16 protein-coding genes are annotated in these 16,732 nt (G+C 72.3%); 6 read left to right on the top strand and 10 right to left on the bottom strand.

The genetic code is table 11. The annotated features are described in order from the left end of the window. Positions 1-40: 40 nt before the first annotated feature. Positions 41-781: a PIG-L deacetylase family protein gene (locus ABD299_RS05350; RefSeq protein WP_344259280.1), complete on the bottom strand. Its 741-nt coding sequence runs from the start codon at positions 779-781 to the stop codon at positions 41-43. Positions 782-974: 193 nt separating this feature from the next. On the opposite strand from ABD299_RS05350, the gene asnB reads away from it, so the two are divergent. From asnB to ABD299_RS05320, 6 genes are all read left to right on the top strand, one after another. After that, on the top strand, positions 975-2,798 hold the full coding sequence (gene asnB / locus ABD299_RS05345) for an asparagine synthase (glutamine-hydrolyzing) (protein WP_344259278.1): 1,824 nt from the start codon (positions 975-977) through the stop codon (positions 2,796-2,798). After that, on the top strand, positions 2,795-3,799 hold the full coding sequence (locus tag ABD299_RS05340; RefSeq protein WP_344259277.1) for a PrpF domain-containing protein: 1,005 nt from the start codon (positions 2,795-2,797) through the stop codon (positions 3,797-3,799). The genes asnB and ABD299_RS05340 overlap by 4 nt, the downstream gene beginning before the upstream one ends. A gap of 101 nt (positions 3,800-3,900) precedes the next feature. Then, the gene (locus tag ABD299_RS05335; protein WP_344259275.1) at positions 3,901-4,626 is read left to right on the top strand and encodes an SDR family oxidoreductase; all 726 of its coding nucleotides are present in this window, start codon (positions 3,901-3,903) and stop codon (positions 4,624-4,626) included. A 17-nt stretch (positions 4,627-4,643) separates the two neighbouring features. Beyond that, positions 4,644-6,224 (top strand): class I tRNA ligase family protein, encoded by a 1,581-nt coding sequence (locus ABD299_RS05330; RefSeq protein WP_344259273.1) that lies wholly within the window; start codon positions 4,644-4,646, stop codon positions 6,222-6,224. 120 nt (positions 6,225-6,344) lie between these two features. Continuing rightward, entirely contained in the window at positions 6,345-7,577 is a 1,233-nt protein-coding gene (gene mshA, locus ABD299_RS05325) for a D-inositol-3-phosphate glycosyltransferase (RefSeq protein ID WP_344259306.1), read from the top strand. A 321-nt stretch (positions 7,578-7,898) separates the two neighbouring features. Continuing rightward, positions 7,899-8,168 carry a hypothetical protein gene (locus ABD299_RS05320; RefSeq protein ID WP_344259271.1) on the top strand — a complete coding sequence of 90 codons (270 nt, stop codon included), beginning with the start codon at positions 7,899-7,901 and terminating at the stop codon, positions 8,166-8,168. Between the two features lie 86 nt (positions 8,169-8,254). On the opposite strand, the gene ABD299_RS05315 is transcribed toward ABD299_RS05320, so the two are convergent. From ABD299_RS05315 to ABD299_RS05275, 9 genes are all read right to left on the bottom strand, one after another. Next, positions 8,255-8,677, bottom strand: a complete 423-nt coding sequence (locus ABD299_RS05315) for a Fur family transcriptional regulator (protein ID WP_344259269.1) — start codon at positions 8,675-8,677, stop codon at positions 8,255-8,257. 104 nt (positions 8,678-8,781) lie between these two features. Next, on the bottom strand, positions 8,782-9,837 hold the full coding sequence (locus ABD299_RS05310) for a helix-turn-helix transcriptional regulator (RefSeq protein ID WP_344259267.1): 1,056 nt from the start codon (positions 9,835-9,837) through the stop codon (positions 8,782-8,784). A gap of 100 nt (positions 9,838-9,937) precedes the next feature. Beyond that, complete coding sequence (locus tag ABD299_RS05305; RefSeq protein WP_344259265.1) at positions 9,938-10,819, bottom strand: SAM-dependent methyltransferase; 882 nt, start codon at positions 10,817-10,819, stop codon at positions 9,938-9,940. 151 nt (positions 10,820-10,970) lie between these two features. Further along, positions 10,971-11,477 carry a GNAT family N-acetyltransferase gene (locus ABD299_RS05300; RefSeq protein ID WP_344259263.1) on the bottom strand — a complete coding sequence of 169 codons (507 nt, stop codon included), beginning with the start codon at positions 11,475-11,477 and terminating at the stop codon, positions 10,971-10,973. 112 nt (positions 11,478-11,589) lie between these two features. Beyond that, complete coding sequence (locus ABD299_RS05295) at positions 11,590-12,465, bottom strand: M56 family metallopeptidase (RefSeq protein WP_344259261.1); 876 nt, start codon at positions 12,463-12,465, stop codon at positions 11,590-11,592. Then, positions 12,465-12,830: a BlaI/MecI/CopY family transcriptional regulator gene (locus ABD299_RS05290; RefSeq protein ID WP_344259259.1), complete on the bottom strand. Its 366-nt coding sequence runs from the start codon at positions 12,828-12,830 to the stop codon at positions 12,465-12,467. The genes ABD299_RS05295 and ABD299_RS05290 overlap by 1 nt, the downstream gene beginning before the upstream one ends. Before the next feature lie 61 nt (positions 12,831-12,891). Then, positions 12,892-13,173 (bottom strand): metal-sensitive transcriptional regulator, encoded by a 282-nt coding sequence (locus tag ABD299_RS05285; RefSeq protein ID WP_344259257.1) that lies wholly within the window; start codon positions 13,171-13,173, stop codon positions 12,892-12,894. 106 nt (positions 13,174-13,279) lie between these two features. Next, positions 13,280-15,556 carry a heavy metal translocating P-type ATPase gene (locus ABD299_RS05280; RefSeq protein ID WP_344259255.1) on the bottom strand — a complete coding sequence of 759 codons (2,277 nt, stop codon included), beginning with the start codon at positions 15,554-15,556 and terminating at the stop codon, positions 13,280-13,282. Positions 15,557-15,700: 144 nt separating this feature from the next. After that, positions 15,701-16,648, bottom strand: a complete 948-nt coding sequence (locus ABD299_RS05275; RefSeq protein ID WP_344259253.1) for a hypothetical protein — start codon at positions 16,646-16,648, stop codon at positions 15,701-15,703. Positions 16,649-16,732 lie beyond the last annotated feature (84 nt).

Here is a 16,732-nt window from a genome sequence, read left to right as displayed (position 1 = left end):
GCCGGCCGGAGCACTCCGGCCGGCCTCTCCCGCGCTTCCGTCAGGCGGTGCTCACGATCTGGAAGGCCTCGGCGAGCCGGCCCTCCGGGAGTCCGGCCGCCCGGGCATGCTCGGCCAGCCAGCGGCGCAGCAGCCCCGCGAGATCGTCGAGGTGCGCGGTCTGCGAGGTGTGGATGCGCAGCGCCTCCACCTTGCGGCCGAACTCCGGTGTGACATCGACGAACTGATTGGGCGAGGGCCCGGTCATCAGCCAGGTCTCCGGGACGATCCAGGGGGCGAGCTTCTCCTCGCGCAGCAGTTCCGGGTAGGCGAAGGGGTTGCGGGCCTCCGGGTAGATGGCCCGCAGCGCGGCGTCGCCCACCGCGCGGTGGTCCGGGTGGGTGTCGGCGATCCGGGCCCAGTTGATCTCCGGGCTGGGGATGACGGCCCGCTGGGGCCGCACCCTGCGGATGACCCGGCACAGGTCCCGTCGCAGCTCGGGCCCGGCGGTCACCTGACCGTCGGGATGGCCGAGGAAGACCACTTCGTGCACGCCGGTGTGCTTGGCCGAGTGCGTCTGCTCCGCGCGGCGCAGATCGGCCATGGCCTGCCGGGGCAACTGCTCGTCGTAACCGCCCGCGTCGCCGTCCGTGACGATGCAGTACGTCACACGGGTCCCCTGGGCGATCCACCGCATGACGGTACCGCTGACGCAGAACTCGATGTCGTCCGGATGGGCCGCCACGACCAGCAGACTCTCGGGCGCCCCGCGGTCGGGCCTTCCGGTTCGGGAGTCGTCCATGCCACCAGCGTCGGACGCGGTCCGGAGGGCGGCAAGGTGTGGACGGTGGCGTAATGACGACATGACACTTACGCGTCAATCAAAGAATTGGTACCGTCAAATAACTGTGCGAACAAGCTCTGTTGCCCGGTTCGTCCACTGCTCCGGCCGGGCGCCACCGGCATCCGACTCCTACGGCCCCTGGAGTGACACCGTGTGCAGGATCTTCGGCACCATCGCAGCCACGGCGACCCGTCGCGAACTGGACGCGGTCTCCGCACGACAGCGCCACGGCGGCCCGGACGCGCACCGGGTGATCACGGGGCGGGGGTGGTCCCTCGGGGCAGGCCGGCTCGCCGTGACCGATCCGGCCGGCGGCGCGCAGCCCTACCGGCTGGACACCGCGCCCGGCATCGCCGTGGTACTCAACGGTGAGATCTACAACCACCGCGACCTGCGCCGCCGCCTCGCCGGCCGCGGCCATGTCTTCCCCGACTCCTGCGACGGCAGCGTCCTGCCCGCCCTCTACGCGGAGCACGGCGCGGACTTCGCCAGGCACCTGGAAGGGATGTTCGCGGTGGCCGTCATCGACCTGCGCGCCACGCCCCGCCTGGTGCTGGCCACCGACGACTACGGGATGAAGTCCGTCTACCTCCACACCACCCGCGCCGGCGGGGTGTACTTCGCCTCCGAACTCTCCGCCCTGCTGGCCTTCTCCCGGGTGCCGGCCGGCATCCGCCCCGAGGCCCTGGACGAACTGCTCTCCACCAAGGTCTGCCTGGGCAGCCGCACCGCCCTGCGGGGCATCCGCAGTCTCCCGCCCGGCACCACCGCCGTGGCCGACGCCGACGGCACCGGGCTCCGCCTGCGCCGCCGGCGTCCGGCGGCGCCGTCGCCCGCTCCGGGCGGGCTGCGCCCCGCACTGCGCCGCGAGGTCCGCCGGCTGGCCCGCGCCGACGTCCCGGTGTGCGCCCTCACCAGCGGAGGTCTCGACTCGGGGCTGGTCACCGCGCTCGCCGCGGAACGCGCCCGCGAGAGAGGCGAGCGGCTGCACAGCTTCCACCTGACCTACCGAGGTACCTGGCCGGCCGCCGAGGACGCGTTCGCGCGTTCCGTGGCCGCGCGCAGCGGCACCGTGCACCACACCGTCCGGCTCGACCCGGCCGACTTCGCCGAGCTCCTGCCGCGTACCGTCTGGCACCTCGGGCAGCCCAATGCCGACCCCATCACCCTCAGCACCTACGCCCTGTTCCGTGCGGTGCGGCAGGAGGGCTTCACGGTCGCTCTCACCGGGGACGGTGCGGACGAGCTCTTCGCCGGATACGCCCGCGTCGGCGCCGCGCTGCGGGCGCCCGCCGGCGACGGCTGGGTCCAGCCCTACATCGACTCGCTCGCCGCGGTCCCGGCGCCGCTGCGCCGGGTCCTCTACACCCCCGAGTACCGCGCCTTCCTGGCCGAACGCGGCAGTGTCACGGACCGGATGGCCGACCGGCTCCGCGGTGCAGGGGAGGACCGTCTGGACGTCATCGGCGGCTTCGAGACCTCGCAGCGGATGCCCGCCTACCATCTGCGCCGGCTCGACCACCTCAGCATGGCCTGGGCCGTGGAGACCCGCATGCCCTTCCTCCAGCCCTCGGTCGGCGCCTTCGCCCGGACTCTTCCCGGATGGGCGAGGACCGGCAAGAAGGCACTGCGCGGGGCGGCCGGTGAACTGCTGCCCCCGGAGGTTCTGGCCCGCCCCAAGCAGCCCTTCACCCTTCCGGTGACACACATGCTGGCCCCCGGCAGGCCGCTCATGGAACTGGCCCGGATGATGCTCGCGCCCGAGCGCATGCGGGCGGGCGGACGGCTGGATCCCCTGCGCGTCACCGGACTCCTGGACCGGCAGGGCCGTACGCCGTCCGCCGAGGCGGCGATGGCCATCTGGACACTGCTGGTCAACGAGCTGTGGGAACAGGAGATCCGTGCCCTGCGTCCGGCCCCGCTGCGCCCGGCGCCGGTGGAACGCCCCAGGGTGCCGGTGGGAGTGCCGGCATGACCACTCAGGTGGCTGCCCGGATCGCTGTCGCCGACGGGGCTCCCTGCCCCACCCTCGTTCTGGACCGCCACCGGCTGCCCCGGGAGGAACCGGCCCTGCGCGCCGAGCTCGCCCGGATCCGCAGGTGGCTCCTGCGGACCGGTCGCGGTCACGTCATGAAGTTCGCTCTGTGTTCCGCCTCGGACCGCCCCGGCTACGACCTGGAGTACCGCTTCGTCCAGTGCCTGCCCGGCCGGGCCCCGCACTTCGACCACCGCAGCCGTTGCGGTCACTCCCTGCTGGCCGGTGTCGTCGCGACCCTCCCCGGCACCACGAGATCCCGGCGGGTGCGGGACGGTGCGGCGGATGTCCACTGCGAGCCGGGCCCCGGGGGCTCGTGGAGCCTGCAGTACGCCCGGCTGCCGTCCCCGCCGCTGACCCGCCTGCTGCCGACCGGCAGTGGGACGGACCGACTGCGCACACCCGAGGGAGACCACGAGGTGTCCCTGGTCGACTTCGGCAACCCCTACGCCTTCGTCGCCGCGGAGAGCCTCGGTCTCGGCTCGGCCCGGGAGCTGTACGGCGCCGGAGCGGAGAGCCTGGGCCGGCTCAGGAGCCTGCGGGCCGCGGCCGCGCGCGCCCTGCGGTGTCCCGAGGACGGCGCACTCCCCAAGATCGCCGCGGTCGGTGCCTGGGAACCGGGCCACCTGACGGTCCGGTCGGTGACCGGAACCGGCTGGCACCCCACGCTCGCGGTCACCGGCGCGGTGTGCCTGGCCGCGGCCGTGGCCGCCGGGGACGTGGCCGGATCCACGGTGCCGGGCCGACTGGCCGCCCGCACCGGCTGCGGTCCGGTGGCACTGCGGCTGCGCACCGCCCGGGACACCGTCACGGTGTCCGCCGTCACCGGCAGGTCGCCGGCCGGGGAGACCTGCCTGCGTGCCGTGGGCGTCGGCCCCAAGCGGGCCCGGGTCCTGGAGGAGATCACGGAGCCGCTCTGGCGCACCCGCGCCAGTGCGTGAACCCGACACCGGAATCCTCTCCCGCATTCCCCGGAATCTGCCACTGTGGTGTGCACGATGACGTGTATCGACCACGGCCGGCAGTGGGGAGAACAACGCGGATGAAACTTCAGGATCTGCGTGTGGTGGTCACCGGCGCGTCGCGGAAGTACATCCGCGCACTCGCGATCGGATTCGCTCATCTCGGGGCCGAGGTATATGTCTCGGCGCGCACCGAGCAGGCGGCGGAAAAAGCCAGGGACGAGGTGGTCGGATCAGCCCGCGGCCGTCTGCACACATTCGGCTGCGACCTGAGCCGGCCGCAGGAGATCAGAGAATTCGCCCGGCGGGTGGGGGACCGCACCGACCGGGTCGATCTGCTGGTCAACAGCGGTGCCCGGTGGCTGGAGGGGACGGGCTTCGAGTCGGCCTCCGACGAGCGGATCGTGGAGACGATCGGCTCCACAGCCAGCGGAACCGTCCTGGTCGTCAAGCACTTCCTGCCGCTGCTGAAGGTGTCGCCCCGGCCCGACATCGTGCACATGATCCCGGTCGGCGAGGACGCCCGGCAGACACTCGCGCACGAGGCGTTCCACGCCGCGCGCAGTGCCCAGACCGGTTTCGCCGATGTCCTCGCCCGTCGGCTGAAACCCTTCGATCTCAGGGTTTTCTCCTTTCACCCCCCGGACTTCTCGGCGGCAGCCCCGCTGCACGCGGGAAGCGACGGCGACGCGGCCGTAAGGGCGCCCGGAGAGCCCACCACGCAGGCATTGTTCGAATGCATCGTCTACGCCATAGAGCAGCCCCGCGACTGCTTTGTGCGGTCGTTTCATTTCGAGCCCCGGTAGCATCGAGGAGCTCCCGCATGGATTCCCATCTCTGGATCACCACGACACCGCCGGCGGCGCACGGCGAACTCCACATCGGCCACCTGGCCGGTCCGTATGTCGCGGCCGACGTCATGCGCCGCTTCCTGCGGGCCGACGGCGAGCAGGTCACCTCCACCACGGCGATCGCCGGCCACACGGGCTCGGTGGAACTGCGCGCGCTGCGCCACAACCGCAAACCGGCCGAGGTGGCCGAGGGATACACCGAGGCCATCGGTGCCGACTGGCAGCACGCCCGCATCGAGTTCGACTCCGTCGTGCAGCCCGCCTCCGACCCGCGCTACCGCCACTGGCTGCAGGAGCTCTTCCTGGAGTTGTACGCCGATGGCGTCATCACCCCCCGCGCAGGACTGCTGCCGTACTGCGCGCCGTGCGAGCGGTGGCTGCACTCGGCCCACGTCTCGGGGACCTGCCCGCACTGCGGGGCGGGCTGCGACGGTGGCATCTGCCGCACCTGTGCCCGGCCCAATGACGGAGGGGACCTCATCGATCCCGTGTGCGCGGCCTGCGGCACCGCCGCCCGGCCGCGACGCTGCCGTCGCCTTCATCTCGCCCTGGAGTCCTTCCGGGAACACCTGACCGGACACTGGGCCGGTGCCGCGATGCCCCCGAGGATGGCGGCGCTGTGCGAAGGGCTCGCCGACGACGGGCTGCCCTTCCTCCCGGTCGGGCACCCGGGGGAGTGGGGCGTTCCGGTGCCCGTCGAAGGGTTCTCCGGCCACCGGATCGACGCGTGCTTCGAGGCCGCGGCCGTCCATCTCTACAGCTGGGAGGCCGGCGGCCGGCCGTTCCCGGAGCGCAGCGTCCATTTCTGCGGCTTCGGGCACTCCTTCTGCCAGGCGGTGCTCTTTCCCGTGCTGCTCGTCTCGCGAGGCCTGAAGCTGCCCCAGCGTTTCTGCGTCAACGAGCTCTACCGGCTGGACGGACAGGCGCTCTCCACCGGAGCCCGGCACGCCGTCTGGGTGCTCGATCTGCTCACCGAGTACGGTTCCGACGCGCTTCGCCGGCACGTCCTCCAGGCGCGCCCCACCGGGCGGGCCACCGACTTCCACCGGGGTGAGCTGGAACAGACCCGCCGACTGCTCGACGGCACCTGGAACCATTGGCTGAACGGGCTGTTCGCCGCTGTCCGGGAGGAGTGCGACGGACTGGTCCCCGACGGCGAGCCGGGTGGCTCCGGATGGCAGACGCTGCGGTCCCGGCTCGACCGGACCGTGGACGAGCTGCGTGAGACCTACGGCCCGGATCATTTCGATCCACGCAGAGCGGTGGCGCTGCTGGACGAGGCCGTCGTGTCGGCCTCCGACTTCGGGCATGTCAACGCGCACGGGCGCGGGCGGCCCGGCGGAAGGCCGGGGCACCGCTCGGCGCTGCTGGCCCAGCTCCACGTGGCTGCCGCGCTGGCGGCGTGGGCCTGGCCCGTGATGCCGGAAGGGGCCGGCCGGCTGGCCGCCGCGCTCCGCCTGCCGGCCGGCGAGCCCGTGCGGGCCGGGGCACTGGAGGGCCCGGCACCCGGTACCCGCATCGTCCCGCCCCCCGGTCCTGTGTTCGGCATCTGAACCGACGTCCCCCGCAGTCCGCCGCGTGCCTCAGCGCCGTGAGCCCGCGGCGGGGGCGGCACGCGGCCTTCTCCCCGAGGAGTCCACGTGTCCCTTGCCACCCGCCCGCTGCGCGTCGCCATGCTGACTGTCCACACCTCGCCGCTGCACCAACCAGGCACCGGTGACGCGGGCGGCATGAATGTCTACATGGTCGCCCTATCCCGGTGCCTGGCCGAACTGGGCGCCAGCGTCGACCTGTTCACCCGGTGCCGGGGGGAGGGCCGGCCGCCGGTCGTCCCGCTGGCCCCCGGCGTCCGGGTGCGGCACATACAGGCCGGCCCCAGAGGGCCGCTGCCGAAGGAGGAACTGCCTTCCCGGCTGACGGAGTTCTCGGTCAGCCTGCTGCGTGACGTGTGCCGGGACGGAGAGCGGCCCTACGACGTGGTGCACTCGCACTACTGGCTGTCCGGGCAGGTGGGACGGGTGGCGGCACGGCACTGGGGCGTGCCGCTGGTTCACACCATGCACACGCTGGCCCGGGTGAAGAACGGAGCGCTCGCCGACGGCGACCGGCCGGAGCCGGCACACCGGGTCGGCGGGGAGCACCGTGTGGTGCGCGCCGCGGACCGGCTGATCGCCAACACCGAGGCGGAGGCGGAGGCGCTGCGCGGGCTGTACGGTGCGGCGCCCAGGCGCACCGAGGTGGTCCGGCCCGGCGTCGATCTGCGGACGTTCGGGCCGGGGCCCGGGCGGGAGGCGGCGCGCGTCCGGCTCGGCCTCCCGGCGGGCGCGTTCGTTCCGCTCTTCGCCGGCCGCATCCAGCCGCTGAAGGCGCCGGAGGTGCTGCTGGAGGCCGTCGCCGAGCTGCTGGCCGTGGATCCCGGGTTGCGGCACCGTTTGGTCGTTCCGGTGATCGGAGGGCTGAGCGGCAACGGCACGGCCCGGCCCGAACGCTGGTACAAGCTGTGCGCCCGCCTGGGCATTCTGGATGTCGTCCGCTTCGAGCCGGCTGTTCCGCAGGATCTTCTCGCCCTGTGGTACCGGGCCGCCGACGTCGTGGTGATGCCCTCGCGCAGCGAGTCGTTCGGCCTGGTGGCTCTGGAGGCGCAGGCGTGCGGGACACCGGTGCTGGCCGCCGCGGTGGGAGGCCTTGCCACGGCGGTCCGCGACAATGTGACGGGATTCCTGGTGCAGGGGCACGACCCGCGGGACTACGCGGCCCGGCTGCGGCTGCTGGCCGGGGATCCGGAGCTGATACGCACCATGGGCGTGGCGGGGACGCGTCACGCCGCCCGGCTGAGCTGGCGTGTCACCGCACAGCGGACGCTGGAGGTCTACCGGGCCCTGCGCGGTGCTCCGGAGACTCCGTGAGCGCGAGGGAGGGCAGGGGCGGCGGCACGCCCCTGCCCCGGTGGCCTGCCCCACCCTGGAGGTCAAGGGGCGCCACCGGGAAATTCTAGCAGCAAAATTGGCTGACCCAAATATATGTAGGTGTCAAACGTCATGTGCGCGCGGAGGGTGCCCCCGGAGTGGCCGGATTCCCGGCCGAGTGTCGGGTGTGCGCCATGGCATGTCCGCGACTTATCGAGGCATGGATTCCGACGGGTGGATGCGAAATCATTCAAATGTCTTCGGGAGATCCCGGCGGCACGGGACCGGAAGACGAAGTCATCCATTCCACCTGGAGGAATCATGTCGTTCAACTCCGCACAGACCGGCTTCCGCCCCGTTCTCCGCCGTCTTGCTCTGGCGACGGCCCTGTGCGCCGCGGTGGCCGTTCCCGCCGGCGCCTACGCGGCCGAGAAGGCGTCCGGTCCGGCCGGTGGGCAGGTGCTGGACAACGACTGGCCGGCCAAGGGTGACGCGCGGGCCGAGGGGGGCAACGACTGGCCCGCCAAGGGCGGGACGTACGCCGGCGGCGACAACGACTGGCCGGCCCCCCCGGCGTCCGCCGGAGCGTGAGGCCCGGGCGGCGGACCGTCCGCCGCCGGGGCGGGAACATGGGTGCGGCTCCCCTCCGGGGGAGCCGCACCCATATCCGTTTCCGTTCAGTTCTTGCGGCATTCGGGACAGGTGCCCTTGTAGATCAATTCGCCCTCGTTCACCTTCCATCCGGAAAGGCCCTTCCGGGGCGGGGAGGGGGCGATGGCCTCCACGTTCGCGACCTTGCCGCACCGCGTGCACAGTGCGTGGTGGTGCGGACGTCCGGCGATTTCGAAGACGGCCGGCCAGCCGGGCCGCTCGAACTTGGTGACGAGGCCTGTCTCCAGAAAATTCCGGAGCATGTCGTAAACCGCCTGACTCGTGAGGGTGCCGAGATTCCTCCGCGCCTCCTCGGTGATCGATTCGACATCGAGGTGGGCCTTCGCGGCCAGGACCTGCAGAACCTCCAGCCGCGGGCCGGTCACGCGAAGTCCGACATCGCGGAGCTGCTGGATCACCGCTTCACGGTCCGCCGTCTCCCGAGCCATGTCCCCGCAATCTGGTCAAGCCAAAACAACTGCAGCATCATACATGCTGCGACGCCAAAGAAGGATCCTCGCGGGCCGGTGGCGCGAGTGCGACGGGGTGCCGGTCAGGCGAGCCAGCCCTTCTGCGCGGCGCGGACTCCCGCCTCGAAACGGCTGGACGCGCCCAGATCGTGCATCAGTTCGGAGATCAGGCGGCTCACCGTGCGCAGCGAGACGCCGAGGCTGCGGGCGATCTTCTCGTCCTTCATGCCGGAGGCCAGCATCCGCAGCGTCGCGCGCTGCTGCTCGGACAGTCCGTCCCCGCCCAGCTCCGGCTGGTCGTTCTCCCCGTAGGGCACCGCGGTGTGCCAGCAGTACTCGTACAGGGCCAGATAGGAGCGGACCAGTGCCGGTCCGGAGGCCAGGATGGCACCCGTGGGCTGGTTCTCCGGGTCGATGGGGAGAAGGGCCGACTGCTTGTCGGCGATCGTCATGTTCATCGGCACGACCGGGGAGAGCCGGATCTCCACGCCGAGTTCGGCCCTCCGCCGGAAGAGGTCGGCGGACTCGGGCACCGAGGTGAAGCGCTGATTGCAGATGACGCGGACCCGCACGCCCTTCTCCAGTTGCCGGCGGTCCCGGCTCAGCACCCGCTCGGGCACCTCGCGGGCAAGTGCCCCGGGGGACATGGAGGAGAGACTGTCCCGGACCGTGTCGGCGATGTCCTCGAGCACCTGCTGGATGCGCCGGTAGTCGGTCAGCACCTCCACCTCGACCTCCGAGAGGGTCAGCGAGTCGGCCCGCAGGAACCCGCTGGCCAGGGTCTCCAGCCGGCTGTAGGAGCGGTCGGCCTGGTGCAGGTGTTCACGCAGCCGCTCCTGCTCGTGCAGCAGCAGGCGAAGCAGCGCCACCTCGGGGGCGATCGCCGTGACGTGGTCGGGTGCGCCCTCCGGGAGGGTGCCGGCCTCCAGGTCCTGCCGGGTGGCGTGGGTGGCATCGACGGGGGCGATCAGTCCGAGCTGGATGAGTTCCGCCCGGCAGCGCTCGCCCTCTGCGACGTCGAGCCCCAGTGCGTCGACCGCCTCCGAGAGGCTGGCCGCGCCCCGGGACCGTAACTCCTGATACAGCGAGAGTGTCGGATGGCTGACCGCCGGCCGACCTCCCGCACCGATCTTCACCACGTGGCGGCGACCCCCGTTTCCGTCACTCTGCTGTTCCCCAACGTGACATTCACACAATTAGAGCAGAATGGCCAAGTTGTCGAGGTCGATGTGACGTGGGTCACGCGCGGCAGACCAGGAGTGTGCTGCGGGTCCGGTGGTCGATCCGGTGTTCCTCCCGCTCGGCGACCCGGAGTCCGGCGGTACGGAGGTCCGCGTCCAGTCCTCCCGGGTCCACGATCCACTTGTGGGTGGTCAGCACCGAGTGCCGGGTGCCCTCGCCGTCCTGCAGCCTGGAGTGGTAGCTGATCCGTTCGCTCATGGTACGCAGGTCGAAGGTCTGCCGGGCGAGTACCAGTTCGCTGACGCCGTCGAACCGGGGAACCTGGAAGGCCCAGGTGCGCGACGGCTCCTTCGCCAGGCCTGCCGGGGCGTGCGCGGTGTAGTCCAGGGCCAGTGCCCCGTCGTCCTCCAGATGCCGGGCGATCTCCCGGAACAGCCCCCGGCGGCGGTGCGGGGGGACGGCCGAGACCATCGCCCCGGCGAGGACGGCCAGATGGTAGGTGCTCCGCAGCCGCAGGCCGGCCAGTTCGGCCCGCACCGGCGTGAGGCGGGCCCGGACGTCCGGTCCCAGCCGGACGGCCCAGGACTCCAGGCGGGCCAGGCTGGGGGAGTCGCGGTCCACCGCCTGGACGCGGTGGCCGTGATGCGCGAAGGGCACGCTGAGCCGGCCGCTGCCCGCTCCCAGGTCCAGGACCTTCACCTGCCTCGACCCGGTCAGAGTCAGGTACTTGACGATGTCGGCGCTGTGGGGTCCCAGGAGGGTGTCGTGCAGCCATCCCGCTCCCGGGCCGTGTGCGGCCACGGATTCCAGACCGGGCAGCCACCGGGCTCCGCAGGCGTCGTGGGGCAGCCGTACGGGTGCCGTCGGCCGGCCGGCCGGTGCGTGAGGTGCGGGGGTCTCGGGCAGGGCCGGTGCGGCGGTGCTCAGTCGGGTGTCCATCGCTCCTCCAGGTGTCTCCCGGCCCTGCCGTGCGGACGGATGCCCGTGCCGCCGGGCTCCGTGCCGCTGAAGGGAATCCTGTCCCGCCGCGGGGCCGGCTGCCACCGATGCGGCCTGCGCGTCCACGCGATGGCGTGGATATGCCAGCAGGTCAGAGCTCCCGCAGGCACCGCGCGACGCCGGGCGGATCGTCGGCCGAGGGGGCACAGCGGGTGAAGCCGTGCCGCGCGAAGAACGGGAAGGCGGCGGGTGACCGGGGCCCGGGCAGGGAGACGTACTGGAGGGCCGCGCCGTGCCGGAGCTGGCGCGAGGTGAGGGCCCCCAGGAGTGAGCCGCCCACCCCGGTCCGCTGCCGCGCCGGCGCCACACACAGCACGTAGATCTCCCCCGACCCGGCGCAGGGCACCCCGCCCGCGGCGGCGCCTGCCAGGGAGCCGTCGCCGCTGTCGGCCACGAGCCAGCCGAGCCAGCCGGGAGCGCCGCCGGGAATGCCGATCTCGGCGCGGATCCGGGGAAGCGAACAGTGCTCGGCCGCCAGAAGCTCGGCGGCTCCCTCCCCGAGCAGCGGGGTGTACATGTCCCGTATGGCCTCGGCCACGATCCGGGACACCGGAGCGGCGTCGCCGTCCACGGCCGGCCGCACGTCCACCGCGCTCATCTCGATTACCTCCGAAGGGAATTGGCTCGGGAGTCGACAGTAGCGTCTTTGGGGAAGGGAAAAGGATCGAGAGGAAATTACGAAACTACTTAGTAATTCAGTAGTGGTTGGATTACGCGGAGGGCGTGCAGCAGGTTCCGAGCAGCGCCGCCCCGACGAGGACCGCGCACGTGAGGGTGGACGCCCCGCACAGCAGGCCGGGGAACCGCCGGGACGGCGTCAGAATCCGCCGCAACCGGAGCAGTACAAAGGATCCGCCCAGGCCGAAGGCGCCGGGAGGCGGTCCGGCCGTGGCCGTCCGGTACAGCGCCGTCGCCAATTCCTCCGGCGGACACCGCCGCATCGCCCGGTCGTCCGCCACCATTTCCAGCAGCAGCGGAATATCCTCCCGCAGCCGCCGGGCAAGGGGCAGACCGGGAATAGTGACGGCGCACGCGCGGGCCGCGGAGACCAGAAGGTGATGGCGGCCGGTGAGATGAGCCCGCTCGTGCTCAAGAGCCGCGCGCAGCTGTCCCGGTGTGAGGGCACTGAGCGCCCCCGTGCTCACCACGATCTGCGGGGAGAGGCCCGGCAGGCAGTACACGGCCGGGGTGGCGGAGTCCAGCACCGTGGCGGGCACCTCCGGGGACTTCCGTCCGACGAGCCGGAGCGCGGCCCGGTGCCGGGAGCGGGTCCTGCGGGTGCGCAGCAGCTCCCGCACCAGCGCCGAGCCCGGCAGCACGAACGCGAGGGCGAGCAGCAGGCTCCCCGTACCCCACGGGGAGCAGGCCAGCACCGCCCCCAGCGGTTCGGGAGCTCGGCCGGCCACCCGCAGCAGTTCGGCGAGAGTCAGCCAGCCCGCCACGACGAAGGTGCAGGCCAGAAGCAGCCAGAGGCTGACGGCCAGCCGTGGTGCCTGCTGCGGCCAGCGAATGCGGGCCAGGAGAACCGGTCCGAGCACACCCGTGCCCAGTGCGGTCCCCAGCGGCAGCAGGAGATGGTGAGCCACTACGTCGGGCCCTGCCCCAGGGAGCGCAGTGCGGCACTGAGGGCCTCCACGTCGGAGGGCTCCATGCGCTCGACGAAGTGCAGCAACGCGGCGGAACGGTCCGGGCTGCTCCCCAGGGCCTCACGCATCAGCCGCGCGGCGTACTCCTCACGGCTGCACACCGGCCGGTAGCTCCAGGCCCGGCCGACCTTCTGCCGGGTCAGCCAGCCCTTGCGGTGCAGGATGTCCGCGACGGTCATCACCGTGGTGTACGCGACGGGCCGGGTGCGGTTGATGTCATCGACGACCTCCCGTACCGTCGCCGGCCGCTGCCAGGTCCACAGCCGGTCCATGATCTCGGCTTCCAGCTCACCGAACTGGCGCACTCCGCCCCCTCGCCGGGCCTTCCCGTGTCCGCTCCCGGTCGCCCCACATGGTAGATGCTCCTCACGCCCGGACGAGCCGGGCGATGGCCCGGGACGCCTCGGTCACCTTCAGCCTGGCCCGCTCACCCCCGTGGTCCATGGCCTCGGCCACGCACGAGGAGAGGTGATCGTCGAGCAGGGACAGCGCGCACGACTGGAGCGCGGCGCTGGCCGCCGACACCTGGGTCAGGACATCGATGCAGTAGACGTCCTCCTCCACCATGCGCTGCAGCCCGCGCACCTGCCCCTCGATCCTGCGGAGCCGTCTGAGGACGTCCGCCCTGGCCTTGTGATCGCCGTTCACTGCTGCCTCGATTCATCGTCATGCCGACAGGGAGGGGAGCGGGTCGTACGGCGGGGGCGGGCCCCGGAGTGGGGCCCGCCCCCGGCAGGTTCGGTTGCGGAAGGGGTCAGTCGGCCGCGCGGAAGGCCCGCAGCCGCAGGCTGTTGGCCACCACCGAGACCGAGGAGAACGCCATGGCGGCGCCGGCCAGCATCGGGTTGAGCAGGCCCATCGCCGCCAGCGGCACCGCACTGGTGTTGTAGGCGAAGGCCCAGAACAGGTTGGTCTTGATGGTGAACAGGGTCTTGCGGGAGAGCCGGATGGCGTCGGCTGCGGCGCGAAGGTCGCCGCGGACCAGCGTCAGGTCACCGGCCTCCATCGCGGCGTCGGTGCCGGTGCCCATGGCCAGCCCCAGGTCCGCGGTGGCCAGGGCCGCGGCGTCGTTCACGCCGTCCCCGACCATGGCCACCGACTTGCCCTCGGCCTGGAGCCGCTGGACGACGGCGACCTTGTCCTCCGGCATGACCTCGGCGATGACCTCGTCGATGCCGACCTCGGCCGCCACCGACTCCGCGACCGCCCGGTTGTCACCGGTCAGCAGGATCGGGGTCAGACCCAGTGCGCGCAGCCGCCGGATCGCCTCCGCGCTGGTCGGCTTGATGGCGTCGGCCACCTCCAGCACGGCCCTGGCCCGTCCGTCCCATGCCACCGTGATGGCCGTGCGGCCCTGCTGCTCCGCCGCGGCCTTGGCCTCGGCCAGAGCCGGCGGCAGCACGATCGCCCAGTCCTCCAGCAGCTTCTCGCGGCCCACCAGCACGGCGTGGCCGTCCACGACACCCTGCACCCCGAGGCCCGCGATGTTCGCGAAGTCCTCCGGAGCCGGCAGCGTTCCGACCCGCTCCTGGGCGCCGGCCGCCACCGCCTGGGCGATGGGGTGTTCCGAGGCGTGCTCCAGGGCGCCCGCCAGGCGCAGGACCTCCGTCTCGTCCTCGCCTTCCGCGGTGCGCACCGCCAGGAGGGTCATCCGGCCCGTGGTGACGGTGCCGGTCTTGTCCAGGACGATGGTGTCCGCCTTGCGGGTGTTCTCCAGGACCTCGGGCCCCTTGATGAGGATGCCGATCTGCGCGCCGCGCCCGGTGCCGACCATCAGCGCGGTCGGCGTGGCCAGGCCCAGGGCGCAGGGGCAGGCGATGATCAGGACGGCGACGGCCGCGGTGAACGCGACGGACAGCCCCGCGCCGCTGCCGAGCCAGAAGCCCAGGGTGCCGAAGGCGATGGCGATGACCACCGGCACGAAGACGGCGGACACCCGGTCGGCCAGGCGCTGGGCCGCGGCCTTGCCGTTCTGCGCGTCCTCCACGAGCTTGGCCATCCGGGCCAGCTGGGTGTCGGAACCCACCCGGCTCGCCTCGACGACCAGCCGCCCGCCCGCGTTGAGCGTGGCGCCCGTCACGGTGTCCCCGACGGCCACCTCCACCGGCACCGACTCCCCGGTGAGCATGGAGGCGTCCACGGCCGAACTGCCCTCGATCACCACACCGTCGGTGGCGATCGTCTCGCCCGGACGGACCAGGAACCGGTCACCCACCGCCAGGTTCTCGGTGCGGATCAGCTCCTCCTTGCCGTCCCGCAGGACGGTGACCTCCTTGGCGCCCAGGTCCAGCAGCGCACGCAGCGCCGCTCCGGCCGTGCGCTTGGACCGGGCCTCGAAGTAGCGTCCGGCCAGGATGAAGGCGATGACGCCGGCGGCGACCTCCAGGTAGATGTCCCCGCTGGAGTCGGTCCTGGCGATGGTGAACTCGAACGCGTGGGTCATGCCCGGCTCGCCGGCCGTGCCGAAGAACAGGGCCCACGTCGACCACAGCAGCGCGGCGGTGGTTCCCACCGACACGAGCGTGTCCATGGTGGCGGTGCCGTGCCGGGCGTTGGTCCAGGCGGCCCGGTGGAACTGCCAGCCCGCCCAGACGACGACCGGGGCCGCCAGGGTGAGTGAGAGCCACTGCCAGTACTCGAACTGCCAGGCGGGGACCATCGCCATCGCGATGACCGGTACGGCCAGGGCGAGGGCGACGAGCAGGCGGTGCCGGAGCGGCCGCAGCTCGTCGACCTCCTCGGGGGCGGCCCCGCCCGCCGCGGCGTCGCCCGCGGAGGCCGGAGGGGCGGGCGGGGCGGCCGTGTAGCCGGTGGCCTCCACCGTGGCGATCAGGTCCTGGACCGCGATGTCGTCGCGGTAGGTCACCTTCGCCTTCTCGGTGGCGTAGTTGACCGTGGCCTCGACCCCGTCCATCCGGTTGAGCTTCTTCTCGATGCGGGCGGCGCAGGAGGCGCAGGTCATGCCGCCGATGGCGAGTTCGACCTGGGCCGCCGTGGCGGTACTGGTATCGGAGGTGCTTGGGGTCGTCATCACTGCTCCTCGGGCAGGAGTGGCGTCAAGAGCGGCCCGGCGGGTGCCGGGTGAGGCGTGCGGGCCACCGCACCGCTTCCGCCGCCCGCTTCCTGTGGCTCCAGGGTACGGGGGTGGGGTATCCGGTGGCCGGGGTGGCCGGCGTCAGTGGTCGTGGCCGTCGTCGTGTCCGCCGGCGGCCGGGGCCCGGCCGGAGGCGTCGCCGGTCACGGTGACGGTGAACTCCGCGGTGCGGACCTCGCCGTCGTGCCGGAAGTCCAGGTACAGCCGGTAGGTGCCAGGGCTGGGGGCCTGGGTGCTGAAGGAGATCTCAGGCCCGGCCTCCGTCCTGCCGTCACCGGGCTCGCCGTTCGGGTGGACGTGCAGGTAGGCGAGGTCTCCCTGGCGCAGCGCGACCAGATGGCCGTAAGCGCCGAGGTAGGGCTCCAGGTCGGTGACCGGTTCGCCGTCCCGGCTGACCGACAGGGTCACCTCGCCGGCCGATCCGGTGGTGGGCGCCCCCTCCAGCGTCACGGTGTAGCCGTCCACCTCCGCGGTGTTCCCCGGATCGGGGAGAGCGGCCGGCTCGTACGGCCCGGAGACCGCCACGTCGGCGCCGAGCGTGAGCCCGCCGACGGAGGGGTCGAGGGGGGCGAAGTCGGCGAAGACCCGGTAGTCGCCGGCGTTGCCGAATGTGATCGGGACGCTCCAGGTCCCCTCGGCGTCGCGTTCGGGGTGCAGGTGCTGGTAGCCGGACAGGTCCCTGCCGACCACGATGAGGTGCAGGTCCTCCTCGTGCGAGGGGGTGTACTCGGTGAGCGGCTCGCCGTCCGGGCCGGTGACGGTGAACCGGAAGTCGGTCTCCTCGCCGGCCTCCAGCGGTTCTGCCGGCGGGTGCAGGGTGTAGCCGCGGTCGGAGACCTGCAGGCCCCCGGCGAGGGCGGGGGTGCCCGTGGCCTGCTCGTCATGGGATTCGTGGCCGGATCCGCCGGAGTGATGGGCGGGGGCGGGATCGGACGGCTCAGGGCCCACGGTGTGCCCCGCGGCATACGCCCCCGCGAAGGTCAGGGCGACACCGGCGGCGAAGGCGCCGAGCTTGGTGAGAGTGTTCATCGCGTTCTCCTTCTGGTCCGCCTGCCGTGCCGGGCGGCCGACGCCTCGCGCGCTGGGATGTGCCGGGCCCGCGGTGCGCGCGCC

Source organism: Streptomyces sodiiphilus (assembly GCF_039529215.1).
Taxonomy (GTDB): Bacteria; Actinomycetota; Actinomycetes; order Streptomycetales; family Streptomycetaceae; genus Streptomyces; species Streptomyces sodiiphilus.
The sequence above is the reverse complement of the archived record's forward strand: the minus strand, read 5'-3'. Positions and strand labels throughout refer to the sequence as shown.